Genomic DNA, 26,465 nt, shown 5'->3' with positions numbered 1-26,465 from the left:
GCCCCGTCCCCATAAGGCTCGCTTATGGAGGCCGCCAGGCTGCCGGGCGGTCAGGGCTGCCGCGGCGTGCGGAGTTTCTGCAGCTTCGCCGACGGCTGGGTGATGCGGGCGTCGAACGGGTGGGCCGGCATGCCGGCCAGGCCCAGCACGCGGCGCACGTAGGCGCGTGTCTCGTTGTACGGTGGTACGCCCTGGAAGCGCTCGACCGTGCCTTCGCCGGCGTTGTAGGCGGCCGCCACCAGGCTGACGTCGCCTTCGAAATAGGCGAGCAGCCAGCGCAGGTAGGCCAGGCCGCCGCGGATGTTCTGCCGCGCGTCGAAAGGATTCTTCACCGCGAAGCGCTCGGCCGTCTCGGGGATGAGCTGCATCAGGCCCATCGCGTTCTTCGGGGAGAGGGCCTGGGTGTCGAAGTTGGACTCGGCCTTGATGATCGCCAGGGCCAAGCCCGGGTGGACGTCGAATTCCGGCGCCAGCTTCATCACCATGTCGACGATGGGCTTGGGCGCCGTGGCCTTCAGCCGCTCGGCGGCCTCCGCGGCCGCGGCGGCGGCGTCGGCCACCGCCAGCGCCGCGGGATCGGCCGGCCGCGAGGGCTCGCGCAGGCAGTCGGGCTGCTCGGGGGACGCGCCCCCCAGCAAGCGCAGCATGTTGGGCGCCTGCGGCACGCCCTGCGCCGCGGCGGCCTCGAAGAAGTAGGCGGCCCAGCCGTCGTGGCGCTCGACGCCTCGGGCGTTGGCGTACATCCAGCCGAGGTGGAATTGCGACTCGGCATCGCCGAGCTTGGCGGCCCGGCAGTAGAGGGCCGCGGCGAAGGCCGGATCCCGCGCGACGCCGTTGCCGATTTCGTGGCGCTGCGCGTCGCTGCGCAGCATCGCCGTCATCTCGGCATGGCCACCGGCCGCCGGCGCCTGTTGCACCACCGCGCCGGCCGTGGCCGCCGTCATCGCGGCAGCGGCCAGCCCCGCATGCAGGGTGCGGCGCAAGGTGGTCGGGCGGCAGGGCGTGGGAAGCGGCACGGCGGGAGGAACGAGTCGACGGGCCGGGTATTCGATGCCCATCCCCCGACCCTGTCGACCCCGACCTCCGGGGGATGGCGGGCTTGACGGGCGCGCCGGGACATCCTTCACGCCGGCACTGCAGCGCCGGCGCCACGCCCTACACCACGCTGCGGTGCCGGGCGATGCAGGTGTCCAGCACCTCTTCGCCGGGCCGCTGCCACCAGTCCTGCTCCGAAAAGATCTCTACTTCGCTGAATCCGGCGTAACCTGCGTCTTCCACCCAGCCACGCAGTTTTTTCAACTCGATCACCCCGTCGCCCATCATCCCGCGGTCGTTGAGCAGGTCCCGCGTGGGTGTGAGCCAGTCGCACACATGGAAAGCGAGCAGCCGCTCGCGGCCGGCACGGGCGATCTGCTGCTGCAGCTTCGGATCCCACCAGACGTGGTACGCGTCCAGCGCGACGCCGAGCGCGCCGCTGCGCGCGGGGTCGAGCTCGTCGCAGACGTCCAGCGCCTGCTCCAGCGTGTTGATGCAGGCGCGCTCGGCGGCCTGCATCGGGTGCAACGGCTCGATTGCGAGCGGCATCCCGGCGGCGCGTGCATGTTCGAGCGACGCGGCGATGCCGTCGCGCACCTCGCCGCGCGCGCGGGCGAGGTCGGTGTAGTGCGCTCGGCCGTCGAGCGCGCCCGGCAGGGAGCCGACGACCAGCACCAGGCAGGGCGCGCCGAGCGTCTTCGCCTCGTCGATCGCCCGGCGGTTGTCGTCCAGCGCGGCGCGCAGCCCGGCGGCGTCGGGCGCAGGGTAGAAGCCGCCGCGGCAGTAGCCCGACAGGCCGATGCCGTGCTCGCGCAGTTGCCGCGCCACGCGCTCGAGGCCGGTGGCCGCCACCTGGTCGCGCCAGGGGCTGATCGCGCGGATGCCGCGCCGGGCGCACTCGTCGATGATGCGGTCGAGCGCCCACTGCCTGCGCACCGTGGCGGTGTTGATCGACAGCCAGGCGTGGTCGTTGGAGAAGTCGCGCATGCCCTCAGCCCTCGATGCCGTGCAGGGCCAGCAGCGTCTTCATGCGCTGCACGGCCAGGTCGGGCTGCCCCAGCAGGTTGGCGGCGTCGGCGAGCCGGAACAGCTCGGCGAGGTGCTGCAGCGAGCGGGTGCTCTGCTGGCCGCCGACCATCGTGAAATGGCTCTGGTGGCCGTTGAGCCAGGCCATGAACACCACGCCCGTCTTGTAGAAGCGCGTGGGCGCCGCGAAGATGTGGCGCGACAGCGGCACCGTCGGCCCCAGGATGGCGTGGAAGCGCGCCTCGTCGCCTTCGGCCAGCGCGCCCAGCGCGGCGCTGGCGGCCGGCGCGATGGCGTCGAAGATCCCGAGCAGCGCGTCGCTGCGGCCGTGCACCGGCGCGCTGCCGAAGCCGTCGCCGGCGATCAGCTCGGCGTAGTTGAAGTCGTCGCCGGTGTACATGCGCACGCCCCGGCCGTCGGCGCCGCCGGTGGCGGGCAGGCGGCGGCGCATCGCGATCTCCTTGTCCTTGTCGAGCAGCGAGATCTTGATGCCGTCGACCTTGTCCGGGTGGGCGGCGATGATGCCGAGCGCGGTGTCCATGGCCGCGGCGACGTCGGCCGTGCCCCAGTAGCCGGCCAGCGCCGGGTCGAACATGTCGCCCAGCCAGTGCAGCACCACCGGCTGGCGCGCCTGGGACAGGATGCGGTCGTACACGCGCTCGTAATCGGCCGGGCCCTTCGCGACGCGGGCCAGCGCGCGGCTGGCCATCACGATCAGCCGGCCGCCCAGCGCCTCGATGGCCGCCATCTGCTCCTCGTAGCCGCGGATCACGTCGTCGACGCTCTTCACCTCGTCGAGCGCCAGGTGGTCGGTGCCGCAGCCCGACGCCACCAGCGCGCCGGGGTGGTCCTTCGCGGCGTCGAGGCTGCGGCGGATCAGCTCCAGCGAGGTGGGCCAGTCGAGCCCCATGCCCCGCTGCGCGGTGTCCATCGCCTCGGCCACCCCGAGGCCGAGCGACCACAGCCGCTGGCGGTAGGCGATGGTGGCGTCCCAGTCGACGGCGCATTGCAGCCAGGGGTCGATGGACGCGAGCGGATCGGCCACGACGTGCGCCGCGGAATAGGCGATGCGGTTGAAGGAGGTGCCACGTGCGGGGTGCACCGGGGCCGTGCCGCGCAGCGCATAGGGCTGCGGCGCGCCCGACGCGGTGGGCAGCCGCAGGGTCAGGGCTGCCATGTCAGAGGTCCAGCGCGGGCACGTCGACCCAGCGGCGGTCCTTCCAGCTCTTGAGCGCGGCCTCCACGAGCTGCACGCCCTTGGCGCCTTCGGGCAGCGTCCACTGGTAGGGCGCGTCCTCCACCACGTGGCGGATGAAGTGCTCCCACTGGATCTTGAAGCCGTTGTCGTAGACCTGCGTGTCGGGCACCTCCTGCCACTGGTCGAAGAACGGCATGGTCTGCTTCACGTCGGGGTTCCACACCGGCCGCGGCGTGTTCACGCGCGACTGGGCGCGGCAGTCGGTGAGGCCGGCCACCGCCGAGCCGTGCGTGCCGTCGACATGGAAGGTCACCAGGTCGTCGCGGCGCACACGGGTGGCCCAGCTCATCGTGAGCTGCGCGATCACCGGCTCGCCATTGTGGCCGACCAGCTCCGCGGTGCCGTAGGCGGCGTCGTCGGCCGTCGCGTCGTACGGCTTGCCGGCCTCGTCCCAGCGCGTGGGGATGTGCGTGGCGCCGATGCACGAGATGCTCTTCACCTGGCCGAACAGGTTGTCCAGCACGTAGCGCCAGTGGCACATCATGTCGAGGATCATCCCGCCGCCGTCTTCCTTGCGGTAGTTCCAGCTCGGGCGCTGGATGGGCTGCAGGTCGCCCTCGAACACCCAGTAGCCGAAGTCCAGCCGCACGTTCAGCATGCGCCCGAAGAAGCCGGCGCGGCGCAGCATGTCGAGCTTGCGCAGGCCGGGCAGGAAGAGCTTGTCCTGCACCGCGCCGTGCTTCAGGCCCGAGGCCTGCGCCGTCCGGGCGATCTCCAGCGCCTCGCCGAGCGTGGTGGCGATGGGCTTCTCGCAGTACACGTGCTTGCCCGCGCGCAGCGCCTGCGCGAGCAGCTGCGGGCGCATCTGCGTGGTGCCGGCGTCGAAGAACACGGTGTCGTTCCGGTCGGCCAGCGCGGCGTCGAGGTTGGTGCCCCAGCGGCCGATGCCGTGGGCCCGGGCCAGCGCCTCGATCTTCTCGGCGTTGCGGCCGATCAGGATCGGGTCGGGCATCACCTTGTCGCCGTTGGAGAGGGTGACGCCGCCTTGCTGGCGGATCGCGACGATCGAACGGATCAGGTGCTGGTTCATGCCCATGCGTCCGGTGACGCCGTGCATGACGATGCCGAGCCTGTGAGTGGCCATGGAAGGGATCTCCTGTCTGGGAAGGTGTGCGGTCGGGGGCGCAGGCCTACTGCGGCGAGAGGCCGGCGGCCTTGACGAGCCTGGCGTTGCTCGCGATCTCGTCCTTGATGTAGGCGTCGAACTGCTCGGGCTGCAGCGTCCAGGCGTCGGCACCGAGCTTGGCGAAGCGGTCCTTCACCTCGGGCGACGCGAGCGCCTTGACGACCTCGTCGTGCAGGCGCTGGACGATGTCGCGCGGGGTCTTGGCCGGGACCATCATCCCGATCCAGAAGTTGAACTCGGAGCCCGGCACGCCGGCCTCGGCGGTGGTGGGCACGTCGGGCAGCGCGGCGGAGCGCTTGGGCGAGCCCACGGCGAGCGCCAGCAGCTGGCCCTCCTTGATCTGGCCGATCACCGGCGAGATGGGCGAGAAGTAGTAGTCGACGCGGCCGCCCAGCACCTCGGTGACCGCCTCGGCGGAGCCCTTGAACGGGATGTTGGTGGCTTCGATCTTCGCGGCGAGCTTGAACTTCTCGGCGTTGAGGTGCGTGGCACTTCCCTGGCCCGCCGAGGCGAAGTTGAAGCTGCCGGGCTTGGCGCGTGCCGCCGCCAGCAACTCGGGCAGCGAGCGGATGTTCTTCTGCGGCGAGATCACCATCACGTTGGCCAGCGACGCGATCGGCGTGATGCCGGCGAAGTCGGAGACCGTGTCGAACGGCAGCTTCGCGAAGGTCCAGGGGCTGACGGTGTGCGACGAGGAATGCAGCAGGATCGTGTAGCCGTCGGGTGCCGCCTGCGCCACCAGCGCCTGGCCGATCGTGCCGCTGGCGCCGCCGCGGTTGTCGACGATGAGCTGCTGGCCCAGGCTGGCGCCCATCTTGTCGGTGATCGCCCTGGCGATGATGTCCGTCGTGCTGCCGGCTGCGAATGGCACGACGACGCGGATCGGCTTGCTGGGGTAGCCGTTCTGCGCAGCCGCGGGCAGGGCGGCGAGCAGGCCGAGCGAAAGCGCCAGGGCGGCGCGGCGGGCAGGGTTCATCGGAGTCTCCATGCAATCTAATTCACTGATTGGTGAATTGATTCTAGTGACGGCTTTTGTGCCTGTCGCGGGTCGGCGCGTCGGTAGTTACCCGGGACCTTGCGGCGCAGCGCCTGCTCAAGCGCGCGGCGATGCTGCCGATAGGGGGGCATGAGCTTCGATCTGTTGCCGATTCCGCCGTGGCTTGTCCACGCCTGGCAGGCTGTGCCGCCGTCCGTGCTGGCGCTGCTGGCCGGGGCGGGGGTGCTCGCGGTCTGGGGACTGTGCCTGGGACGCTCCGCGAAGTCCCGCCGCGCGCCGCCCGCCGCTGCGCAGCGCGGGGCCATGGTGCCGCCGGCCGCGCGCCCGGCGGCCGATGCCGCCGCCGTCGAAGCGGCCCCGCCGGTGGCGCCGCCCGCACCGCCCCGCCCGGCCCTCGCCACCGCGCGGCGCCCCGCGCTGATGCTGGTCGACGACTCGGCGGTCGTGCGTGCCAAGCTGCGCAAGCTCTTCGAGGGCGCGGGCTACCGCGTGCTGCTCGCCTGCGACGGGCAGGAGGCGCTGCCGGCGGTCCGCGGCGGCGCCTTCGACCTGGTGATCACCGACCTGGAGATGCCGCGCATGGGCGGCCTGGAGCTCGCCGAACGCCTGAAGGGCGACCGCAAGACCGCGGCCATCCCGGTCATCGCCATCACCGGCAACGACGAGCTGCGGGCAGACCTCGACGCGGCCCGCCTCGGGCTTGCGGACATCTTCCGCAAGCCCTGGGTCGACCACGAGCTGGTGGCCCGCGCCGCGCTGCTGATCGCCGCCCGGTCCTCAGTCGGCCAGCACGTAGCCCAGGATCACGTCGCACATGTGTGAGAGGCGCTGCTGATGCGCCTTGGGCGTCATCAGGTCGCGGCCGAAGATCGCGGACAGCGTGTAGTTGTTGGACAGGTAGAAATACGCCATCCCCGCGATCGACACGTACAGCTGCAGCGGATCGACGCCGCCGCGCAGGCTGCCTTCGCGCCGGCCCCGTTCCAGGATCTCGCCCAGCGTGGCGATCAGCGGCGAGTTCAGCTCGCGCGCGCGCTGCGAGTCCGCCAGGTGCCGGGCGCGGTGCAGGTTGGCGCTGTTGAGCAGCGTCAGGAACTCGGGGTGCGCGAGGTAGTAGTCCCAGGTGAACTCCACCAGCCGGCGCACGGCGTCGGCCGGCGCCAGGTCGAGCAGGTGCAGCTGCTTCTCCTCCTCGCGGATGTCCCGGTAGGCCTGCTCCAGCACCGCCTGGAAGAGGCGCTCCTTGTCGACGAAGTAGTAGTAGATCAGCCGCTTGTTGAGCCCGGCGCGTTCGGCGATGCGGTCCACGCGCGCGCCGCCCAGGCCGTACTCGGCGAACTCGTCGCGCGCCGCCACGAGGATCGTGGCCTGCGAGCGTTCCGCGTCGCGCAGGCGTTCGTCGGCGGGGACGGGGGTTGCTGGCTTCATGGCTCTCAATTAACTGTAATGTTAATTGACGGGTGTCGACTAGTGGGGGCCTGCCATGTGCTGCACGCGCAGCAGGCTGAGCGCGCTGGCCACCGCCGCGAACACGGCCGCCAGCACCAGCGCCGCCACGGGGCCCCGGCCGTCGTGCGCGCTGAACAGGCTGAAGATCACCGCCAGCAGCACGGCGCCGAGCGTCTGCCCGGTGAGCCGTGCGGTGCCCAGCATGCCGCTGGCCGCGCCGGAGCGCTGCGGCGGCGCCGAGGTCACGATGGTGTGGTTGTTCGGCGACTGGAACAGCGCGAAGCCGGCGCCGCACAGCAGCATCCGCCACACGATGTCGGCGTTGCCCGGGTCGTCGGGCAGCAGCGCGAGCAGCACCAGGCCGGCGGCCATCAGCGCCAGGCCCAGGCCGCCGAGCAGGCCGTTGTGGAAGCGGCCGATCAGCCGGCCTGCGATGGGCGCGACCACCACGATGGCCAGCGGCCACGCGGTGATCAGCAAGCCGGCCTGCAGGTGCGAGCGGCCGTAGGTCTCGAGCAGCAGGAAGGGCAGCGAGATGAACGCCAGCATCTGCGCGGCGAAGGCCGTGACCGAGGTGCCGATGGACAGCCGGAACAGCGGGATGCGCATCAGGTCGATCGGCAGCAGCGGCATCGGCTGCGCCCACTGCCGGCGCACGTAGAACGCACCGACCGCGATGCCGGCCGCCAGCAGCAGCGCGCCGGCGGCCCAGGGGCCCGGCGCGTCGCCGTGCCGCACGCCGAGCAGGTCCGCTCCCAGGAAGACGAGGCTGAACATCGCCACGTTGAGCAGCACGTCGGCCGGCGACAGCGGCGCGAGGGGCGGGGCGCCGGGCGGGCGCGCCGGGTTGTGCGGCAGCGCGCGGTAGCCCAGCGCCAGCACCAGGGCCCCCAGCGGCAGGTTGAGCACGAAGAGCCAGGGCCAGGGCGCGACGGAGAGGATCGCCGCGGCCACCGTGGGCCCGGCCACCGAGGCGGCCGCGACGGTGAGCGAGTTGATGGCCACGCCGCGGCCGAGCATCGCGCGGGGGTAGATCAGTCGCACCAGCGCGGTGTTCACGCTCATGATGCCGGCGGCGCCCATGCCCTGCACGGCGCGCGCCGCGGCCAGCGCCGGCAGCGTGGTGGCGAGCAGGCAGGCCAGCGAGGCCGCCATGAACAGCGCCAGCCCGCCGAAGTAGACGCGGCGGTAGCCGATGCGGTCGCCCAGCGTGGCCAGCGGCAGCAGCAGCGCCAGCGTGGCGAGCTGGTAGCCGTTGACGACCCAGACCGACTGCGCGGCGCTCGCGTTCAGGTCGCGGGCGATGCTGGGCAGCGCGAGGTTGACGATGGTGCCGTCCAGCACGGCCAGCACGAGGCCGAGGACGATCGCGGACATGGCGTGTTGGCGCGCCGGCGCGGGCAGGCCGTCATCGGTCATGGGCGGGCATTGGATAAGAACACGGGGTGTAAAGTGCTTGCGGGGGCGCATCGTAGCGGCGATGCCGTACCGCAAGGGTGTGGTGGTCATGCAAGGATGCGCAGATGAGTTCCAACCGCGGGCGTACCGTCGTCGCCGTCGACGGCCTCGACAAGACCTATTACCTGGGCAGCGTGCCCGTGGCCGGGCTGCGCGACGTCACCATGCGCATCGAGGCCGATACCTTCACGGTGCTGAGCGGCCCGTCGGGCAGCGGCAAGACGAGCCTGCTGAACCTGATCGGCTGCATCGACCGGCCGGACAAGGGGCGCATCCGCGTCGGCGCCACCGACGTGGGCACGCTCGATGACGACGCGCTGTCGGATTTCCGCGCGCGCTACATCGGCCACATCTTCCAGACCTTCAACCTGATCCCCGTGCTCAGCGCCTACGAGAACGTCGAGTACCCGCTGCGGCTGCGCAACGTGCCGCCCGGCAAGCGCCGCCGGCGGGTGATGGACCTGCTCGATGCCGTCGGCCTGGCCGACAAGGCGAAGAACCGCCCGGGGGAGATGTCGGGCGGCCAGCGCCAGCGCGTGGCCATCGCCCGCGCGCTGGCGCCGCGGCCGCGCCTGGTGCTGGCCGACGAGCCCACGGCCAACCTCGACAGCCGCACCGGCGACGCGATCATCGAGCTGATGCGGCGCATGCAGCGCGAGCGGCAGGTGTCGTTCATCTTCTCGTCGCACGACCACCGCGTGCTGGCCGCCGCGGACCGCGTCATCCACATCCACGACGGCCGCATCGCCGGCGTGCCGCCCGCGGCCGACAGCGATCCGGGCATGGTCTCCGGCACCGGGGAGGACGACGACGAATGAGCCCGACGCTCGATTTCCGCCTCGCGCTGCGCAACCTGCTGCGCAACCGCCGGCGCTCGATCACCACCCTGCTGGCGCTGATCGTCGGCGTGTGCGCCATCCTGCTGTTCGGCGGCTACAGCAAGGACATCACCTACGGACTGCAGACCGACTTCGTCCAGCGCAGCGGCCACCTGCAGATCCAGCGCCAGGGCTATTTCCTGCGCGGCAGCGGCAACTCCTCGGCCTACGGCATCCCGGACTACGACGCCCTGATCGCGCGCGTGCGGCAGGATCCGCAGCTGGCGCCGATGCTCGTCGTCGTCACGCCGACGCTGCAGCTCGGCGGCATCGCCGGCAACTTCCCCGCGGGCATCTCGCGCACAGTGATGGTCCACGGCATGCAGGCGCAGGAGCAGTCGCGCATGCGGCTGTGGAACGACTACGGCTTCCCCGTCCAACCCAAGCCGGTGGCGCTGGCCGGCACGCCCGAGAACGCCATCGTCGTCGGCCAGGGCGTGGCGCGGGTGCTGCACCTGTGCGAGGCGCTCAAGGTGCCGGACTGCGACGACGGCGAGGCCGCGCCCGCCGCGGCGGCTTCCGCGCCCGGCGGCGAGACGCCCGACGACATCGCGGCGCTGACGCAGCTCGAGGCCGCCGCAGCGCCCCAGGCGGCGGCGGGCGGCACGCAGATCGAGATCCTGGCGGCCAGCACGCACGGCGCGCCCAACGTCGGCAGCTTCAACGTCGCCAGCGCCGAGTTGCAGGGCGTCAAGGAGCTGGACGACGTGCATGTGGCGATGCACCTGCCGCGTGCGCAGCGCCTGGTCTACGGCAGCGAACGGCCCCAGGTCACCGCGATCCTGGTCCAGCTGAAGCACACCTCGCAGATGCCCGCCGCGCAGGCGAGGCTGCGCGAGCTGCTGGACGCCTCGCCGGGCGGCCGCCAGCTCGAGATCCTTGACTTCGCGACGCTGAACCCGTTCTACGAGCAGACCAACCGCATGTTCGGCGCGATCTTCGGTTTCGTCTTCGTGCTGATCGGCGTCATCGTGCTGTTCATCGTCAGCAACACGATGAGCATGTCCATCGTCGAGCGCACGATCGAGATCGGCACGCTGCGTGCGATCGGCACCCGCCGCGCGGGCATCCAGGGCCTGTTCCTGTGCGAGGGGCTGCTGCTGGGCCTGGCGGGCGCGGCGCTGGGCGTGCTGGTGGCGCTGGCCGTGGGCTGGGTCATCAACCGCAGCGGGCTCACCTGGATGCCGCCGGCGCGGGTCGACGCCGTGCCGCTGACCGTGCGCGTGTGGGGCGAGTGGGCGCAGATCGCCGGCGCCTTCGCGGGGCTGGTGCTGGTGGCCGCGGTGTCCGCGTGGCTGCCCGCACGGCGCGCCGCGCGCATGCACATCGTCGATGCCCTCCGCCATGCCTGAGCCGAAAGACCTGCCATGAACCCGAACCGAGCCCGATTCCTGAGAACCTCCCTGCGCCTGGCGGGCACGGCGCTGCTGCTCGGCCCGGCGATGCGCCTGGCCCATGCCGCGCCCGATCCCCAGGAGCTGCTGCGCACGAGCGACGCGATCCGCAACCCGGTCAACTCGTTCTCGCTGACCAGCACGCTGACCGAGTACCGCGGCGGCAAGCGCGTGGACAGCAGCACGCTGGCGATCTACTCCAAGCCCGACAAGGCCAGCGGCCTGTACGGCACGCTGATCCGCTTCCTGGCGCCGGCGCGCGACCAGGGCAAGCTGATGCTGAAGAACGGCAACGAGCTGTGGTTCTACGACCCGGCCAACCGGGCCGGCATCCGCATCTCGCCCGAGCAGCGCCTGCTCGGCCAGGCCGCCAACGGCGACGTGGCCACCGTCAACCTGGCGCGCGACTACAAGGCGCAGCTCGTCGGCGAGGAGGACACCGCCGACGGCGAGCGCAAGCAGCGCCGCTGCCACAAGCTGCTGCTCGACGCCGCGGCGCCCGACGTGACCTACCGCCGCATCGAGATGTGGCTCGACGTGGCCGACGCCCGGCCGGTCAAGGCCCGCTTCTTCGCCGACGGCGACCGCCTGCTGAAGACGGCCTACTACCGCCGCTTCCAGCAGGAGCTGGGGGCCGAGCGCCCCACCGAGATCGTCATCATCGACGGCATCGACACCGGCTGGGTCACCGTCATGCGCTACAGCGACTACGCCTGGCGGGACGTGCCCGACGCCTGGATGCAGCGCGACTACCTTCCCCGCTTCCGACCCGAATGACACTGCCCATGCCGCTCCACGCCCTGCGCCGCCTCGCCGCCGCCTGCCTGCTGGCCCTGCCCGCCGCCGCGCTGCAGGCCGCCAACGATGGCATCGACGCCGCCCTCGACCTGGCCGACGAGGCGCCAGCGCCCGCGTCGCCCGCCGCGGCGCCCGTGGCGGCCAAGCCGTGGGCGCTGCAGATCGAGGCGTCCGCCCTCGACACCACCCGCCGCGACGACGGCCGCTCGCCCCACAGCCTGCTGGCGCTCGACTTCAGCCTCGACCAGTCGCTGGCCCGCGACTGGCGCGGCGTGCTCGCCTGGCGGGCCGACGTCTCCGACCCGCTGGCCGACCGCCGCAGCACGGCCTCCACGCTGAAGGAGGCCTACGTCCGCTGGCAGCCGCAGCCCCAGGCGCTGCTCGAGCTGGGCCGCGTCAACCTGCGCAACGGCTCGGCCTACGGCTGGAACCCGACCGACTTCTTCAAGACGCAATCGGTGCGCAGCCTGGTCTCGGCGGAGCCGGAAAGCCTGCGCAAGAACCGCTTCGGCAGCGTGATGCTGCGCGGCCAGGTGCTGTGGACCGGCGGCTCGGCGAGCCTGGCCCTGTCGCCGCGCCTCGCGGGCAGGCGTCCGGACGGCAGCCTGCCGACCAGCGACCTCGCCGGCCGCTCGCTCGACGACGATTCGCTGGCGCGCACCAACGGCAGCGACCGCTGGCTGCTCACCGCCAGCCACCAGCTTGGCGAGCGCTCGCAGGTCCAGGGCCTGCTGTTCGGCGGCGAAGGCCAGTCGGTGCAGGCCGGCATCGACTTCAGCGCGCTGGTCGGGCAGGCGACCACCGTGCATGCCGAATGGGCCGGCGGCCGCCTGGAGCCGCTGCTCGACCGTGCGCTCGCCACCGATGGCGGCCGGCGGTTCCGTTCGCGGGCCGCGCTCGGGCTGACGCACACCTTCCCGATCGACCTCTCGGTCACCGTCGAGGCCTACTACAACGAGGCGGCACCGAGCCGCGGCCAATGGCGTGCGCTCGGCGCCGCCTCGCCCTCGGCACTGGGCCATGCGCTGCTGTGGTCGTGGGCGCAGCAGGAGCAGCCCAGCCGCGAGGCCGTGTTCGTGCATGCGATCTGGCGCAACGTGGTCCGCCACCGGCTGGACCTCTCCGGCTTCGTCCAGGCCGACACGGATGCCGGCGGCCGGCAATACTGGCTCGAGGCCCGCCAGCGCTTCGACGCGTGGGACCTCGCGCTGCGTTGGCAGCAGCAGACCGGCCCGGCCTGGACGCGTTTCGGCGCCGTCCCCGAGCGCCGGACGGTGCAACTGCTCGCGGCCTTCTACTACTGAACCTCCAGGAGCCTGTGCACACCATGACCCTCGTCACCCACGCCACCCGGCCCTTCGAAGGCCAGAAGCCCGGGACCTCCGGCCTGCGCAAGAAGGTCACGGTGTTCCAGCAGCCCGGCTACCTCGAGAACTTCGTCCAGGCGCTGTTCGACGGGCTGGAAGGCTCGCAGGGCCAGACGCTGGTGCTCGGCGGCGACGGCCGCTTCCACAACCGCGCGGCGGTGCAGACCATCCTGCGCATGGCGGCGGCGCACGGCTTCGGGCGGGTGCTGCTCGGCCGCGGAGGCATCCTGTCGACACCGGCCGCGAGCTGCGTGATCCGCGCGCGCGGCGCGTACGGCGGCATCGTGCTGTCGGCGAGCCACAACCCCGGCGGGCCCGACGGCGACTTCGGCATCAAGTACAACGTCGGCAACGGCGGGCCGGCGCCCGAGAGGGTGACCGACGGCATCCACGCGCGCACGCAGGCGATCACCGCGTACCGCATCAGCGATGCCGGGCCCGTCGACCTCGACACGCTCGGCGAGCAGCGCATCGAGCAGATGGTGGTCGAGGTCATCGACCCGGTGGCCGACTACGCCGCGCTGATGGCGCGGTGCTTCGATTTCGACGCGATCCGCAAGCTCTTCGCTGGCGGCTTCCGCATGCGCTACGACGCGATGTGGGCGGTCGGGGGCCCCTACGCCAAGGCGCTGATCGAAGGTGAACTCGGTGCGCCGGCCGGCACCGTGGTGAACGCCGAGCCGAAGGAGGATTTCGGCGGCCTGCATCCCGATCCCAATCCGGTCAACGCCGAGGACCTGATCGCCCACATGGCCGCCGCCGACGCGCCCGACTTCGGCGCCGCCTCCGACGGCGACGCCGACCGCAACATGATCGTCGGCCGGGGCTTCCCGGTCGCGCCGTCCGACAGCCTCGCGCTGCTGGCCGCGCATGCACGCGTCGCACCGCGCTACGCGGGCGGCATCGCCGGCATCGCGCGCTCGATGCCGACCTCGATGGCTGCCGACCGCGTCGCCGCCGCCCTGGGCGTGCCCTGCTACGAAACGCCCACCGGCTGGAAGTTCTTCGGCAACCTGCTCGACGCCGGCAAGGTCACGCTGTGCGGCGAGGAAAGCTACGGCACCGGCTCCGACCACGTGCGCGAGAAGGACGGCCTGTGGGCCGTGCTCTTCTGGCTCAACGTGCTCGCCGCCACCGGCCAGTCGGTCGAGGAGCTGGTGCGCTCGCACTGGGCGCGGTACGGCCGCAACTACTACTCGCGCCACGACTACGAGGGCATCGACACCGCGGCCGCCGACACCCTGATGAGCGGCCTGCGCGCGCAGCTCCCGACGCTGGCGGGCCAGGTGCTCGAAGGCCGTCGCGTCAAGCAGGCCGACGACTTCGGCTACGTCGATCCCGTCGACGGCGCCAAGTCCGCGAAGCAGGGTGTGCGCATCCTGTTCGACGACGGCTCGCGGGTGGTGTTCCGCCTGTCCGGCACGGGTACCGAAGGCGCCACGCTGCGGGTGTACCTGGAGCGCTACGAGGCCGACGTGGCCCGGCAGTCGGAGGACACGCAGGCCGCGCTGGCGCCGCTGATCGCGGCGGCCGGCCGCGTGGCGCGCATCGCCGAGCTGACGGGCCGCAAGGCGCCGACCGTGGTGACCTGAGCCGCGCGGCTCAGCGGGCCGCGGGGGGGCCGGCCTGGGGCATCGTGGCGGCCGCATCCGCTACCAGCAGCCGGTGGTAGAAGCCCACCAGTTCCGCGAGGTTCGCCGTCGAGATGCGCTCGTTGGTGCCGTGGAAGCGCGGCAGGTCTTCGCTGCGGGCGCGCACCGGCGAGAAGCGGTAGACCTGGTCCGCGATGGGCAGCATGTGGCGGGAGTCGGTGGCGGCGATCATCAGCCCCGGCGCCACCACCGTGCCGGGGAACAGCTCGCGCACCGTGCGGGCGATCAGCCGGTAGGAGGCCGAGTCGCTCGGCGACACCGGCGAGGCCTCCGCGCGCGGGCCGGACGCCTGCGCCACCGCGACGCCGGCATCGCCGATCGCCCGGTGGGCATGGGCGGCAGCGGCCTCGGCCGTGTCGCCCGGCAGCAGCCGCACGTTGACATGCGCCTGGGCCTGGCCCGGCAGCACGTTGACCTTGTTGCCGCCGGCCACCATCGTCAGTGCCGCGGTGCTGCGCAGCATCGCGTTGGTGCTCGTGCCCTGCTCGAGCTGGCGGCGCACCAGCGGGCCGAAGAGCCACAGGTTGGACAACAGCACGCGCGGGCCGGGCTGCATCTCCGGTGCGATCGCGGCGAACATCTCGGCCGATACGCCGTCGATCTGCGCCGGCATCGGCCGGGCCTCGAGCCGTGCCAGCGCGCGGGCCAGCGTGCCGATGGCGGTGTCGCGCGGCGGCATCGAGGCGTGGCCCGGCGTGCCGTGCGCGGTGAGCGAGAGGTTGACGTAACCCTTCTCGGCGACGCCGATCAGCGCCAGCGGCGCATCCAGCCCCTTGAGCACGCCCTCGGTGATCAGCAGGCCCTCGTCGAGCACGAACTCCAGCCGCACGCCGCGCGAGGCCAGCAGCGCCGCGATCGCCTTGGCGCCGCGCTCGCCGCCGGTCTCCTCGTCGTGCCCGAAGGCGAGGTAGACGGTGCGGCGCGGCCGGAAGCCCTCGCGCGCCAGCAGTTCCACCGCCTCCATCATCGCGACCAGGTTGCCCTTGTCGTCCCAGGCGCCGCGGCCCCAGACGAAGCCGTCGTGCACCGTGCCGGCGAAGGGCCCGGCCTGCCAGTCGCCCTCGGTGCCTGGCGCCACGGGCACCACGTCCTGGTGGGCCATCAGCATGATCGGCGGGGCCGACCGGTCTGCACCCTCCCAGGTGTAGAGCAGGCTCAGGCCGCCGACCTGCTCGCGCCGCAGCGCCGCATGGGCCTGCGGGTACGCGCGTTCGAGCCAGGCGTGCAGTTGCCGGAAGGCCTCCGCGGAAGCGTCGGGCCGGCCGTCGTGCGACACGGTGGGGAAGCGCACCGCCGCCGACAGGCGCTGTGCGGTGGCGGCGGCGTCCACCGCCACCGGCGCCACGGCCGGCACGTCGATCTGCCGCGAGCCCTGGCGCACCGTGTTCGCGGCCACGGCCGCGGCCAGCAGCACGAGCACCGCCAGCGCGCCCCACAGCAGCCTGCGCAGGCCCTGCCGTCTCCGCGTCGCCATGCCGGGGCTCAGCGCGGCGCCGCGAGGGCCGGCGGCGCCGAGGCCGCCACCGGCGGCGGACCGGCGCGCTCGAGGTAGCGGTCGATCAGCGCGAAGAACCGCTCGTAGAAGCTGCCGTCGGCGATCGTCTCGCTCGCGACCTTGACCATCGAATCGTCGCTGGCCGAGAACGGCAGCGACAGCGAGCCGATGGCACCCACCCCCAGGCTGGCCGAGCTGCTGCTCTTCTTCAGCGTGTAGCGGTCCTGCAGCGCGCTGACGAACACCACGGCCGTCTCGCCCTGGTCGCCCTCCCGCGCGCAGACCACGCGCAGGTCGATCTCGACGTGCGTCTCGCGCTCGGGCTGGAAGTTCTTGCGGCCGTTGACGAAGTCCGTCCTCGCCGTACCGACGAGGTAGCCCTGGCTCAGCAGCGCACGCCGCGCGGCCTCGCAGGCCTGTGCATCGGTGGCGTCGTACTGGCGGGCATGGGTGTCGTCGGACTGGAAGGTCTCGTAGGTGGTGTTGTGCGGCTTGCGCAGGCCGGCGCAGCCGGCGAGCACCAGGCACGACGCCAGGGCGAGGACGATGGGGAAGGGCTGCATGCCGAAATGCTAGTCCAAAGTGGTAAACGCCACGTTGCGCCGGCGCACGGCGGCCTTCAGCGCGGCGTGCGGGCCGCCTGCGCCCGCAGTGCGGACGGGGTCGACGTCTCGTGGCGGTCCCACTGGGCGCGCAGGGCCTGGACGCTGCCGAAGCCGCAGCGCTCGGCGATGCGCTCGAGCGGCAGGGCGGTGTCGACCACGAGCCGCCGCGCCAGGTCCATGCGCAGCGCGGTCTGGTAGCGCTTCATCGTGATGCCGGTCTCCGCGCGGAATAGCCGCGCCAGGTGCCGGTCGCTGAGGCCGAAGGCGGCGGCCAGCGCGGCGCAGGAGTCGCCGGCGGCGAGGCCGGTCGCCATGGCGTCCTGGACCCGGTGCACGAGGTCGTTGCCGTGCGACCGGTGGTCCATGCGGGCACTCAGTGCCGGGTCGCCGCCGAAGCGGCGCAACGGCACGACGTTCTCGCGCGCCACCTGGATCGCCGCGTCTTCCCCGTGGCGCTCGGCCACCATGCGCAGCGCCAGGTCGATGCCGGAGGCCACGCCTGCCGATGTCCAGATGGGCCCATCGTTCACGCACAGGCGGTTGTCGGCCACATGGGCCTGCGGGCAGCGCCGGCGCAGCATGTCGGTGAACCGGTGGTGCGTGGTGCACAGCCGCCCGTCCAGCAGCCCGGCATCGGCCAGCACGAAGGCGCCGGTGCACACGCCCGCGATCCGCACGCCGCCCGGCGGCTGCACCTTCAGCTCGCGCAGCCAATCGACCGCCTCGCGCCAGGGCCGCGAGGCCATCAGGCGCTCGTCGAGCTTGCTGCCGATCACGAACAACAGGTCGCCGCCGGCCAGGCGGGCCGGCAAAGGTTGAACCTGGCGCAGCAGCAGGTGCTGGAAGGCCGGCACGGCCTCCTGCGGCCCGATGCATTGCACGGCCAGCGGCGCGATGCCGAGCTCCTGCACCGTCGCCATGACCTGCAGCGGGCCCGCCAGGTCCAGTATGTGCAGATGGGGCAGCACCAGGAAATGGACGTGGTTGGTCACGGGTCGATCCGGCGGCAAATGTTTGTCGTGGCCCGGTTGTAACCCAGCTGACCATGGTGTCGGAGGCGATGTCCGATTTTTTGTCCCTGCCGCACGTTTCGTTGCTAGGCAGCCGAGGTAGGGCTGGCTAGGCTGTCACTGATGCAAGAACTGCCGTTTCAGTGCTCCGGATATGACATCTCTCCAACCTGACGTGACGCTGCGCTGGGTCACCGAGTTCGATGCGGCGACGTCCGCGTCGGTCGTCGCGCTGGTCGACTGCGCCGCCGCGGGCGACCGCGGCACCTTGGGTTATGCCAGCAGCATGACCGCGGGGCAGGCGCAGGACTTCATCGCAGGCCTGCAGCGGCGGGTGGCAGCGGGCGACGCGCATGCGCTGTACGGCCAGGTCGGGGGCATGCCTGCGATGTCCGGCGTCATGGCGTTGACGGCGATGCCCAATTGCCGCCACCGGGCGGAGTTGAGCAAAGGCGTGATCCGGCCGGAGTTCCGCGGCCTGCGCTACCTCCAAATGGGGTTGCGTGAGATGGTGCGGCGCGCCGAGCGACTGGGCGTCGAGCAGTTCGTGCTCGACGTGCGCGAAGGCAGCCGTGCACAGGCCCTGTGGAAGCGGCTGGGCTTTCGCACCTACGGCATCCTCGACGACTACGCGCGTGTCGGCGGCGTCCGCTACAACGGCCACTTCATGGTGCAGGAGGTCGCGTCGCTGCGCGCGCGGCTGATGGCCGGCGATGCGACGCCGGTGCGCCGCCAGGGGTGCCTCCATGCTTGAAGAGAGGGCCTTCAAGGAGGAGCTGCGCCAGGTACTGCATCGGCACCTCACCCTGTCGCACCCGATCTTCCGGGAACTGCTGGACCCGAGCGGCGGCCGCATCGACCTGCTGCGCCAGGTGACGCTGCAGGGCTACCAGCTGACGAAGCATTTCCTCGACTACGTCGAGCACCTCTTCTTCCACTGCCCGCTGCCGCGGTTCAAGCGGGCGCTGCTGATCAACGTCTACGAGGAGGAGACCGGCCGGCTGTCGAAGACCGACAACCACGTCGTGCTGATGCAGAACTTCATCCGCGCGCTCGGCATCCCCGACGGGGTGCGCGACGCCGCGACGCCGCTGCCGGCGACACGCGCCCTGATCGACTACCGCCTGGCCGCCGTGCGGGATCCGGCCCGCTACCACATCGGCGCGGCCGCGGTGATGATCGCCAGCGAAGGCCAGAACCTCGAGACCCACGCCGGCGAGGCCCGGCACGAACTGCTGGGCAAGGTCTATGGGCTGTCCGAGGCCGACCTGCTCTTCTTCTCGGTGCACCAGCAGGAGGACGTGGGCCATGTCGAGCAGGGGCTGAACCTGGTCAGCGAGCTGTGCAGCTCGGCCACGATGCAGTACGAGGCGCTCGACGCCGTCGACCACACCTGCCGGCTGTTCTACGCCATGTACGACAACATGCACCGCGAGTTCTGCGGCGCGGGCGGGCCGGGCGGCGCCGTGCGGAGGGGCGCATGAACCGGGGCGTGGTCTACCGGCTCGTGGCGCTCGGCTTCGCGGCGATGTTCGTCTCGACGGCGATCAAGAGCGTCTACCAGGTCTACTTCGTCGAGATCGCCGGCCACTTCGGCCGGGGGCGCGCCGACTTCGCCTTCGCCGGCGCGCTGTTCATGCTGGCGACGGGCCTGATGTCGCCCGTCGTCGGCCGGCTGAGCGACCGGCTGGGCCCACTGCGCACCGTTGCCCTCGGCGCGCTGGCCGCCGGTGCGGCGCTGCTGTGCGTGGCGCTGGGCAGCACGTCGCTGGCCGTGTTCGTGCTCGCCTACGGCGTGGGCGCCGCCTTCGGCTTGGCGGCCATGACCTACGTGCCGATGGGCGTGCTGGTGGATCGCCTCTTCGACAGCCGCAGGAAGGGCCTCGCCTACGCGGTCGTCACCAACGGCACCGCCATCGGCTTCATCGTGCTGTCGCCGCTGTGGATCGTGCTGCAGCCGCAGTTCGCGTGGACCACCACCTTCCTGGTGACCGGCCTGCTCTTCGCTGGGCCGGTGGCGCTGCTCGCCTGGCTGGCCGCACGGTCGGCCGATGCCGCCGGCCTGGGCGGCCGGGCTCCTTCGCCCCAGCCGGGGCAGGGCGTGTGGGCCCAGGTCCGCAAGGATCCCGTCTTCTTCGTGCTGGCGCTCGGCTTCTTCGGCTGCGGGGCGACGATGGCCTTCATCGACGTGCACCTCGTCGCCTTCTGGCAGGACGCCGGCATCTCGCGCGCGCGCATGGGCCTGAGCCTGAGCCTGCTCGGCGTGCTGGAACTCGTCAGCGGCCTGGCCACCGGCTGGCTGGCCATGCGCTTCGGCAAGCACGGCCTGCTCGCGCTGTTCTACCTGCTGCGATCGGCGGCGATGCTGATGCTGCTCGGCACCGGGGTGGCGGGCATGGAGTCGCTGGGCTTCGCGGCGGTGTTCGGCGCCAGCTACCTCGGTACGGTGGTGCTCACGTCGATGTACTGCTTCGAGCGATTCGGCGCCGCGGTCAAGGGCCAGGTGTTCGGCATGCTGTTCCTCGTCCACCAGCTCGGCGCATTCGCCTCGGTGCAGTTCGGCGCCATGGCCTACGACGCGTTCGGCAGCTACCGGCCCGTCGTGCTCGCGCTGTCAGCCCTCACCGTGGCCGCCGCCGTGCTGAGCTGGGTCGGCCTGCGGGGCGCCGGCAGCCCCGCCCCGCGCGGCGCACGCCCGGCCCCGGCCGCTGGCAACGTGGCGGTCGGCGAATGAGGGGCGCCGACCGCCGGGTGCCGGGGGCCTCGACCCTCGCAGTGCGCGTGGGCCGGCAGCAGGACCTGACCGACGTGCATTGCGAGCCCATTGCGCTGACGTCCGCGTACGTCTTCGCCTCCGCGGCGGAGGCGGCGGCCCGCTTCAGCGGTGCCTCGCCGGGCAACGTGTACTCGCGCTTCACCAACCCGACCGTGCGCGCCTTCGAGCAGCGGCTCGCCGCGATGGAGGGTGCCGAGGACGGCGTTGCCTTCGCGTCGGGCATGGCGGCGATCGCGGCCATCGGGCATGCGTGGCTGCAGGCGGGGCGCAACGTCGTCTGCTCGCGCGACGTGTTCGGCACGACGCTCGGCGCGTTCCGCCGCTACTTCGGTAAGTTCGGCGTCGGCGTGCGCCTGGTGGACCTGACCAGCCTGCCGCAGTGGCAGGCGGCGATCGACGAGCGCACGGCGCTCGTGTTCGTCGAGTCGCCGTCCAACCCGGTGCAGCGGGTGGGCGACATCGCCCGCATTGCGCGGCTGGCGCATGCGCACGGCGCGCTGCTGGTCGTCGACAACACGATGCTGACGCCGATCCACCAGCTGCCGCTCGGCCTGGGGGCCGACCTCGTGCTGCACTCCGCCGGCAAGTACCTCGACGGCCAGGGCCGCTGCGTGGCCGGCATCGTCGTGGGCCGCGAGTCCCTGATGGATGAGCTGCGCGGCGTCCTGCGCACGATGGGCGCGAGCCTGAGCCCGATGAACGCGTGGCTGTTGCTCAAGAGCCTTGAGACCCTGCGATTGCGCGTCGACGCCATCCACCGGGCCGCCGGCCAGCTGGCGCAGTGGCTACAGGCGCACCCGCGGGTCGGCCAGGTGCACTACACCGGCCTGCCCACGCACCCGCAGCACGAACTGGCCTTGCGGCAGCAGGCGGGGCATGGCGGCGTCGTCAGCTTCGACGTGGGCCGCTGCCAGGCCGATGCCTGGCGGATGATGGATGCGCTCAAGGTGGTCGCGATCGCGACGAACATCGGCGAGACGCGCACGATGGTCACCCACCCGGCGTCGACCACCCACGGCAAGCTGTCGGTGCAGGATCGGCTGGAAGCGGGCATCGGTGCCCAGCTGGTGCGCATCTCGGTCGGGCTCGAAGACCCGGCCGACCTGATGGCGGACCTCGATGCCGCGCTGGCCAGCGCGCCGGTGGCCGGCCTGCCCGTGCCGCAGGGCACGCCCGCGTGAGGCCCGCGATGCCGGCCGCGCAGGTTCTTCAGCTGCTGCTGGTCGCCGCCTGCATCGCCCCGTTCGTCGCGCAGGCGCTCAGCGGGCGCCGAAGGGCCTGGCCGTGGTGGATCGGCGTGCTGCTCGCGGCAGCGGTGGCGGCGCAGGGGGATCCGCTCGCGCTGGCCCTGCAGCGTGTCGACGGCCGCCTGCTGGGCGGCTGGTGCGGCTAGCGCGGCCGGGGCGGGCCCCGGTCGCTCAGCCGTTCGGGGCGCGGTCGTTCCAGCCGCCGCCCAGCACGCGGTAGAGCGTCAGCCGGTTGGTCTGCTCTGCCAGCCGCAGCGTGATCAGCGTCTGCTGCGCCGCGTAGAGCGAGCGCTGCGCATCGAGCACCTCCAGGTAGCTGTCGGCGCCGCTGCGAAAGCGCGCCTGCGACAGCTCCAGGGTCCTGCCCGTGGCGTCGGCCAGCGACTGCTGCGCGGCCAGCCGCTCGCCCAGCGTGCTGCGCTGCGCGAGCGCGTCCGCCACTTCGCGGAACGCGGTCTGCAGGGTCTTCTCGTAGGTCGCGAGCTGGATGTCGCGCTGCACCTCGGCCACGCGCAGATTGGCCTCGTTGCTGCCGGCGTTGAAGATCGGCAGCGTGATGCTCGGGACGAAGCTCCACGCGCCGTTGCCGCCGTCGAACAGCGCCGACAGCCCGTTGCTCGCGACACCGGCGGCGGCCGTCAGCGTGATGCGCGGGAAGAAGGCCGCCCGGGCCGCGCCGATGCTGGCATGGCTGCCCTGCAGCTGGTGCTCGGCGGCGATCACGTCGGGCCGCTGCTGCAGCACGGTGGAGGGCAGGTCGGGCGGCACCTCGATCAGCGCGGCCACCGGGGCGATGGGGCCGCCGGGCAGCAGCTCGGCCGGCACCGGCGCGCCGGCCAGCAGGTTCAGCGCGTTGCGGCTTTGCTGCACCTGGGCGGTGTAGGCCGCCACGTCGACGCGCGCGGTGTCCACCGTGGTCTGCGCCTGGATCAGCGTCAGCCCCGATTGGCCGCCGAGCTCGTAGGCGCGGCGCGTCAGTCCGTAGCTGTCCTCGCGCGCCTTGAGCGTCTGCTGGGCGAGCGCGAGCCGCTGCTGGTCGGCGGCCAGCGTGAGCCAGGCCGCGGCCGTGTCGGCGACGAGGCTGATCTGCGTGCTGCGGCGGGTCGATTCGCTGGCGAAGAAGCTCTGCAGCGCCGCCTCGCTCAGGTTGCGCACCCGGCCGAAGACGTCGATCTCGTAGCTGGCCAGCGCGAGCTGCGCGCTGTACTGGCCGGTGGTCCGTGCCTGTCCGGTGCTGGAGACGCTGGCCGGCTGGTGCTGCCGCGTGGCGCTGCCGGTGGCGTTGACGGCGGGCAGCTCCGCGGCCGCCTGGATGCGGTACTGCGCCCTGGCGCGCTCGATGTTCAGCGCGGCCACGCGCAGGTCGCGGTTCTGCACGAGCGTCAGCTCGATGAGCCGGCGCAGGCGGTCGTCGATGAAGAAGTCGCGCCAGCCCAGCTCGGCCGCCGCGGCGCCCGGCACGACGGCGGTGCCCGGGGCGGCCGGCGACGCCGCGGGCAGGGCGGGCCAGGCTGCGGGCACCGGTGCCTCGGGGCGTGTGTAGCCGGGCGCCAGGTTGGCGCAGCCGGCCGCCAGCACGGCGGCCAGGGCGATGGCGGCGAGCGCAAGGTGCCTCATGTCTGCCCCTCGCCCGCCGGGTACGTCGGTCGATCCCCCGGGGGGATGCGGGCCGGCTGGGGAGCGGCCCGGTGCTCGGCCCGCGTATGGATGGACACAGGGGGTCTCATGCGGCGCTCCCTTCCAATGCGGCCGGCGGCGTGGGCGGGCCGGCCGGCGCCTTCTTCTTCGAGAAGAAACTGCGGATCAGCACGAAGAAGAGGGGCACGAAGAAGAGGCCGAGCGAGGTGCCCATGATCATGCCGCCCAGCACCGCGGTGCCGATCGCGTGCCGTCCGCCCGCGCCGGCACCGGTGCCGATCGCCAGCGGCAGCACGCCGAAGCCGAAGGCCAGCGAGGTCATCAGGATCGGCCGCAGCCGCAGGCGCACCGCGGCCATCGTGGCATCGATGACGCTGCGCCCCTGCTCCTGCAGCTGCTTGGCGAATTCCACGATCAGGATCGCGTTCTTGCTCGCCAGGCCCACGGTGGTCAGCAGCCCGACCTGGAAGTACACGTCGTTCGACAGCCCGCGCAGCGTGGTGAACAGCACCGCGCCCAGGATGCCCAGCGGCACCACCAGGATCACCGAGAAGGGCACCGACCAGCTCTCGTACAGCGCCGCCAGGCACAGGAACACGAAGAGGATCGAGATCGCGTAGAGCAGCGGCGCCTGCGAGCCCGACAGCCGCTCCTGGTACGAGGCGCCGGTCCATTCGTGCGCCAGCCCCGGCGGCATCTGCTGCATCAGCCGCTCGATGGTGTCCATCGCGGTGCCCGAGCTGACGCCCGGCGCGGCATCGCCCACCATCTCGTCGGCGGGGCTGCCGTTGTAGCGCTGCAGCTGCGGCGAACCGAAGCCCCAGCGGTTGCTCGAGAAGTTGGAGAAGCGGACCATGTCGCCGTCGTTGTTGCGCACGCTCCAGCGGTCGATGTCGGCAGGCAGCATGCGGAACGGCGCATCGCCCTGCATGTACACCCGCTTCACGCGGCCGTTGTTCAGGAAGTCGTTGATGTAGGTGCCGCCCATCGCGCTGGTCAGCGTGCTGTTGATGTTGGCGGTCGACAGGCCGAGCGCGCCGGCCTTGCGGTCGTCGATGTCGACCAGGAACTCGGGCGTGTCCTCCAGGCCGTTGGTGCGGGTGCGCGACAGCGAGGGCTCCTGGCTGGCCAGCTCGACGAACTGCCGCCGCGCCGCCATCAGCGCGTCGTGGCCGAGGCCGCCCACGTCCTTCAGGAAGAAGTTGAAGCCCGCGTTCGAGCCCAGGCCGCGCACCGCGGGCGGCATCATCACGAAGATCTGCGCGTCGCGGATGCCCGACAGCTCCTGCGTCGCGCGCCGGGCGATCGCCGAGGCGGTCTGCTCGGGCCGGGTGCGCTCGCTCCAGTCCTTGAGCCGGATGAACGCGCGGGCCGAGGCCTGGTCGCCGTCGGCGCCGCTGATGGAGCCGAAGGTGATCACGTCCTCCTGCTTGGCGAAATAGGCCTCCACCTGCTGCAGCACCGCCTGCGCGCGCCCCGCGGTGGCGCCCGGGGGCAGCTTGACCTGCGCCATCAGGATGCCCTGGTCCTCGTCGGGCAGGAAGGAGGTCGGCAGGCGCAGGAAGAGCAGCGCCATGCCAGCGCCGATCAGCACGTAGACCAGCAGCGTGCGCCGGGGGCGGCGGATGATGCCGCCGACGGTGCGCTGGTAGCGGTCGGCGTTGCGCTCGAAGCCGGCGTTGAAGCGCATGAAGAAGCGGTCGACCAGGCCCAGCAGGCCGCGGCGCGGCGCGCCTTCGCCGTGCTCGCCGTGCGGATGGGGCTTGAGGATCGTCGCGCACAGCGCGGGCGTGAGCGTCAGCGCGACCAGCACCGACAGCACCATCGACGAGACGATGGTGATCGAGAACTGCCGGTAGATGACACCGGTGGAGCCGCCGAAGAAGGCCATCGGGATGAACACCGCCGACAGCACCAGCGCGATGCCCACCAGCGCCGGCGTGATCTCGGCCATCGACTTGCGCGTGGCCTCCAGCGCCGGCAGGCGTTCCTCGCGCATCACCCGCTCGACGTTCTCGACCACGACGATCGCGTCGTCCACCAGCAGGCCGATGGCGAGCACCAGCCCGAACATCGTCAGCGTGTTGATCGAGTAGCCGAAGACCGCCAGCACGCCGAAGGTGCCCAGCAGCACCACCGGCACCGCGATCGCCGGGATCAGCGTCGCGCGGAAGTTCTGCAGGAACACGTACATGACCAGCACGACGAGGATCATGGCCTCGAACAAGGCCTTGACCACCTCCTCGATGGAGGCGCTGACGAAGGGCGTGGTGTCGTAGCTCACCACCGGCGTCAGGCCCGGCGGGAAGAACGGCTGCATCTCGGCCACCTTGGCCTGCACCGCCTCGGCGACCTTCAGCGCATTGGCGCCGTTGGCCAGCATGATGCCGAGGCCGGCCCCCGGCTGGCCGTTGAGCCGCGAGGTGATCGAGAGGTTCTCGGCGCCCATCTCGACGCGCGCCACGTCCTTCATGCGCACCAGTGCGCCGTCGGGCGTCGACTTGAGCACCACGTTCTCGAACTGCTCCACCGTCTGCAGCTTGCTGCGCGCGGTGATGCTCGCGTTGAGCTGCTGGCCGGTGACCGCCGGCAGCGCGCCGAGCTGGCCCGCCGACACCTGGGCGTTCTGCGCGTTGATGGCGGTGCTGATGTCCGAGGGCATCAGCGCGTACTTCTCCATCTTGGCCGGGTCGAGCCACAGCCGCATCGCGTAGCCGGTGCCCAGCGTGCGCGCCTCGCCGACGCCGTCGAGCCGGCTCACCACGTCCAGCAGGTTGCTGGTGATGTAGTCGCCGATGTCGATGTTCGACATGCTGCCGTCGGCCGAGATGAAGGTGATGATGATCAGGTAGTCGTTGCCCGCCTTGGTCACCGTCACGCCCTGGCTCTGCACCGCCTGCGGCAGGCGCGACATGGCCTGCTGCAGCTTGTTCTGCACCTGCATCTGGGCCACGTCGGCGTCGGTGCCGGCGTTGAAGGTCAGCGTGGTGCGCGAGGTGCCGTTGGAGCTGCTCGACGACTGCATGTAGGTGAGGTTGTCCAGCCCCTTGAGCTGCTGCTCGATCACCTGGGTGACCGAATCCTCCACCGTCTTGGCCGAGGCGCCGGTGTACGTCGCGTTGATCGAGATGCGCGGCGGCGCGATGTCGGGGTACTGCTCCAGCGGCAGCGTGCGGATCGACATCGCGCCGGCCAGCATGATGACGATCGCGATGACCCACGCGAAGATCGGGCGGTCGATGAAAAAGCGGGCCAT

The 26,465-nt window shown here is 71.8% G+C and carries 23 protein-coding genes; 11 read left to right on the top strand and 12 right to left on the bottom strand.

Annotation, left to right across the window (positions count from 1 at the left end; all coding sequences use genetic code 11):
• Positions 1–50 precede the first annotated feature (50 nt).
• The 5 genes from V4F39_RS12165 to V4F39_RS12145 form a co-directional block, all read right to left on the bottom strand.
• Positions 51–983 carry a transglycosylase SLT domain-containing protein gene (locus tag V4F39_RS12165; protein ID WP_332289701.1) on the bottom strand — a complete coding sequence of 311 codons (933 nt, stop codon included), beginning with the start codon at positions 981–983 and terminating at the stop codon, positions 51–53.
• A gap of 172 nt (positions 984–1,155) precedes the next feature.
• The gene (locus V4F39_RS12160) at positions 1,156–2,022 is read right to left on the bottom strand and encodes a sugar phosphate isomerase/epimerase family protein (RefSeq protein WP_332289700.1); all 867 of its coding nucleotides are present in this window, start codon (positions 2,020–2,022) and stop codon (positions 1,156–1,158) included.
• 4 nt (positions 2,023–2,026) lie between these two features.
• Complete coding sequence (locus V4F39_RS12155; RefSeq protein ID WP_332289699.1) at positions 2,027–3,238, bottom strand: dihydrodipicolinate synthase family protein; 1,212 nt, start codon at positions 3,236–3,238, stop codon at positions 2,027–2,029.
• A 1-nt stretch (position 3,239) separates the two neighbouring features.
• Positions 3,240–4,403 carry a Gfo/Idh/MocA family protein gene (locus V4F39_RS12150; protein WP_332289698.1) on the bottom strand — a complete coding sequence of 388 codons (1,164 nt, stop codon included), beginning with the start codon at positions 4,401–4,403 and terminating at the stop codon, positions 3,240–3,242.
• 46 nt (positions 4,404–4,449) lie between these two features.
• Entirely contained in the window at positions 4,450–5,421 is a 972-nt protein-coding gene (locus V4F39_RS12145) for a tripartite tricarboxylate transporter substrate binding protein (protein WP_332289697.1), read from the bottom strand.
• Positions 5,422–5,571: 150 nt separating this feature from the next.
• Here V4F39_RS12145 and V4F39_RS12140 point away from each other — a divergent pair, with 150 nt between their 5' ends.
• Positions 5,572–6,264 carry a response regulator gene (locus V4F39_RS12140; RefSeq protein WP_332289696.1) on the top strand — a complete coding sequence of 231 codons (693 nt, stop codon included), beginning with the start codon at positions 5,572–5,574 and terminating at the stop codon, positions 6,262–6,264.
• Here V4F39_RS12140 and V4F39_RS12135 read toward each other — a convergent pair.
• Both V4F39_RS12135 and V4F39_RS12130 read right to left on the bottom strand, forming a co-directional pair.
• A complete protein-coding gene (locus tag V4F39_RS12135) occupies positions 6,220–6,870 on the bottom strand; it encodes a TetR/AcrR family transcriptional regulator (RefSeq protein WP_332289694.1) in 651 nt (216 codons plus the stop codon). The genes V4F39_RS12140 and V4F39_RS12135 overlap by 45 nt on opposite strands.
• Before the next feature lie 39 nt (positions 6,871–6,909).
• Positions 6,910–8,361 (bottom strand): MFS transporter, encoded by a 1,452-nt coding sequence (locus V4F39_RS12130; RefSeq protein ID WP_378234968.1) that lies wholly within the window; start codon positions 8,359–8,361, stop codon positions 6,910–6,912.
• A gap of 53 nt (positions 8,362–8,414) precedes the next feature.
• Here V4F39_RS12130 and V4F39_RS12125 point away from each other — a divergent pair, with 53 nt between their 5' ends.
• From V4F39_RS12125 to V4F39_RS12105, 5 genes are all read left to right on the top strand, one after another.
• Positions 8,415–9,167 carry an ABC transporter ATP-binding protein gene (locus V4F39_RS12125; RefSeq protein ID WP_332289691.1) on the top strand — a complete coding sequence of 251 codons (753 nt, stop codon included), beginning with the start codon at positions 8,415–8,417 and terminating at the stop codon, positions 9,165–9,167.
• Complete coding sequence (locus V4F39_RS12120; RefSeq protein WP_332289689.1) at positions 9,164–10,579, top strand: ABC transporter permease; 1,416 nt, start codon at positions 9,164–9,166, stop codon at positions 10,577–10,579. Before V4F39_RS12125 ends, V4F39_RS12120 begins: the two co-directional genes overlap by 4 nt.
• A gap of 90 nt (positions 10,580–10,669) precedes the next feature.
• A complete protein-coding gene (locus V4F39_RS12115) occupies positions 10,670–11,398 on the top strand; it encodes an outer membrane lipoprotein-sorting protein (RefSeq protein WP_332290543.1) in 729 nt (242 codons plus the stop codon).
• Positions 11,399–11,406: 8 nt separating this feature from the next.
• Positions 11,407–12,723, top strand: a complete 1,317-nt coding sequence (locus V4F39_RS12110) for a hypothetical protein (protein ID WP_332289688.1) — start codon at positions 11,407–11,409, stop codon at positions 12,721–12,723.
• Positions 12,724–12,746: 23 nt separating this feature from the next.
• Positions 12,747–14,378 carry an alpha-D-glucose phosphate-specific phosphoglucomutase gene (locus V4F39_RS12105; RefSeq protein ID WP_332289687.1) on the top strand — a complete coding sequence of 544 codons (1,632 nt, stop codon included), beginning with the start codon at positions 12,747–12,749 and terminating at the stop codon, positions 14,376–14,378.
• 10 nt (positions 14,379–14,388) lie between these two features.
• Here V4F39_RS12105 and V4F39_RS12100 read toward each other — a convergent pair whose 3' ends face one another.
• The 3 genes from V4F39_RS12100 to V4F39_RS12090 are packed head-to-tail and all read right to left on the bottom strand — an operon-like array spanning position 14,389 to position 17,530.
• Positions 14,389–15,912: a M20 family peptidase gene (locus tag V4F39_RS12100; RefSeq protein WP_332289686.1), complete on the bottom strand. Its 1,524-nt coding sequence runs from the start codon at positions 15,910–15,912 to the stop codon at positions 14,389–14,391.
• Positions 15,913–15,920: 8 nt separating this feature from the next.
• Positions 15,921–16,496 carry a DUF2242 domain-containing protein gene (locus tag V4F39_RS12095; protein ID WP_332289684.1) on the bottom strand — a complete coding sequence of 192 codons (576 nt, stop codon included), beginning with the start codon at positions 16,494–16,496 and terminating at the stop codon, positions 15,921–15,923.
• Positions 16,497–16,552: 56 nt separating this feature from the next.
• Positions 16,553–17,530 carry a GlxA family transcriptional regulator gene (locus tag V4F39_RS12090; protein WP_332289682.1) on the bottom strand — a complete coding sequence of 326 codons (978 nt, stop codon included), beginning with the start codon at positions 17,528–17,530 and terminating at the stop codon, positions 16,553–16,555.
• A 172-nt stretch (positions 17,531–17,702) separates the two neighbouring features.
• Here V4F39_RS12090 and V4F39_RS12085 point away from each other — a divergent pair, with 172 nt between their 5' ends.
• Genes V4F39_RS12085 through V4F39_RS12065 form a run of 5 tightly spaced genes read left to right on the top strand, consistent with a single transcriptional unit; the run spans position 17,703 to position 21,717 of the window.
• Positions 17,703–18,302 (top strand): GNAT family N-acetyltransferase, encoded by a 600-nt coding sequence (locus V4F39_RS12085; protein WP_332289681.1) that lies wholly within the window; start codon positions 17,703–17,705, stop codon positions 18,300–18,302.
• Positions 18,295–19,032: an iron-containing redox enzyme family protein gene (locus V4F39_RS12080; protein WP_332289680.1), complete on the top strand. Its 738-nt coding sequence runs from the start codon at positions 18,295–18,297 to the stop codon at positions 19,030–19,032. The genes V4F39_RS12085 and V4F39_RS12080 overlap by 8 nt, the downstream gene beginning before the upstream one ends.
• Positions 19,029–20,282, top strand: coding sequence for an MFS transporter (locus tag V4F39_RS12075; protein ID WP_332289679.1), 1,254 nt, complete (start codon positions 19,029–19,031; stop codon positions 20,280–20,282). Before V4F39_RS12080 ends, V4F39_RS12075 begins: the two co-directional genes overlap by 4 nt.
• Positions 20,279–21,505: an O-succinylhomoserine sulfhydrylase gene (locus V4F39_RS12070; RefSeq protein ID WP_332289678.1), complete on the top strand. Its 1,227-nt coding sequence runs from the start codon at positions 20,279–20,281 to the stop codon at positions 21,503–21,505. The genes V4F39_RS12075 and V4F39_RS12070 overlap by 4 nt, the downstream gene beginning before the upstream one ends.
• A gap of 8 nt (positions 21,506–21,513) precedes the next feature.
• Positions 21,514–21,717 (top strand): hypothetical protein, encoded by a 204-nt coding sequence (locus tag V4F39_RS12065; RefSeq protein WP_332289677.1) that lies wholly within the window; start codon positions 21,514–21,516, stop codon positions 21,715–21,717.
• Positions 21,718–21,742: 25 nt separating this feature from the next.
• On the opposite strand, the gene V4F39_RS12060 is transcribed toward V4F39_RS12065, so the two are convergent.
• Positions 21,743–23,188, bottom strand: a complete 1,446-nt coding sequence (locus V4F39_RS12060) for an efflux transporter outer membrane subunit (protein ID WP_332289676.1) — start codon at positions 23,186–23,188, stop codon at positions 21,743–21,745.
• 106 nt (positions 23,189–23,294) lie between these two features.
• A complete protein-coding gene (locus V4F39_RS12055) occupies positions 23,295–26,465 on the bottom strand; it encodes an efflux RND transporter permease subunit (protein ID WP_332289675.1) in 3,171 nt (1,056 codons plus the stop codon).

The organism is Aquincola agrisoli, from assembly GCF_036621135.1.
In the GTDB taxonomy this organism is placed as follows: Bacteria; Pseudomonadota; Gammaproteobacteria; order Burkholderiales; family Burkholderiaceae_C; genus Aquincola; species Aquincola agrisoli.
This window is presented reverse-complemented; position numbering and strand designations above follow the sequence as displayed.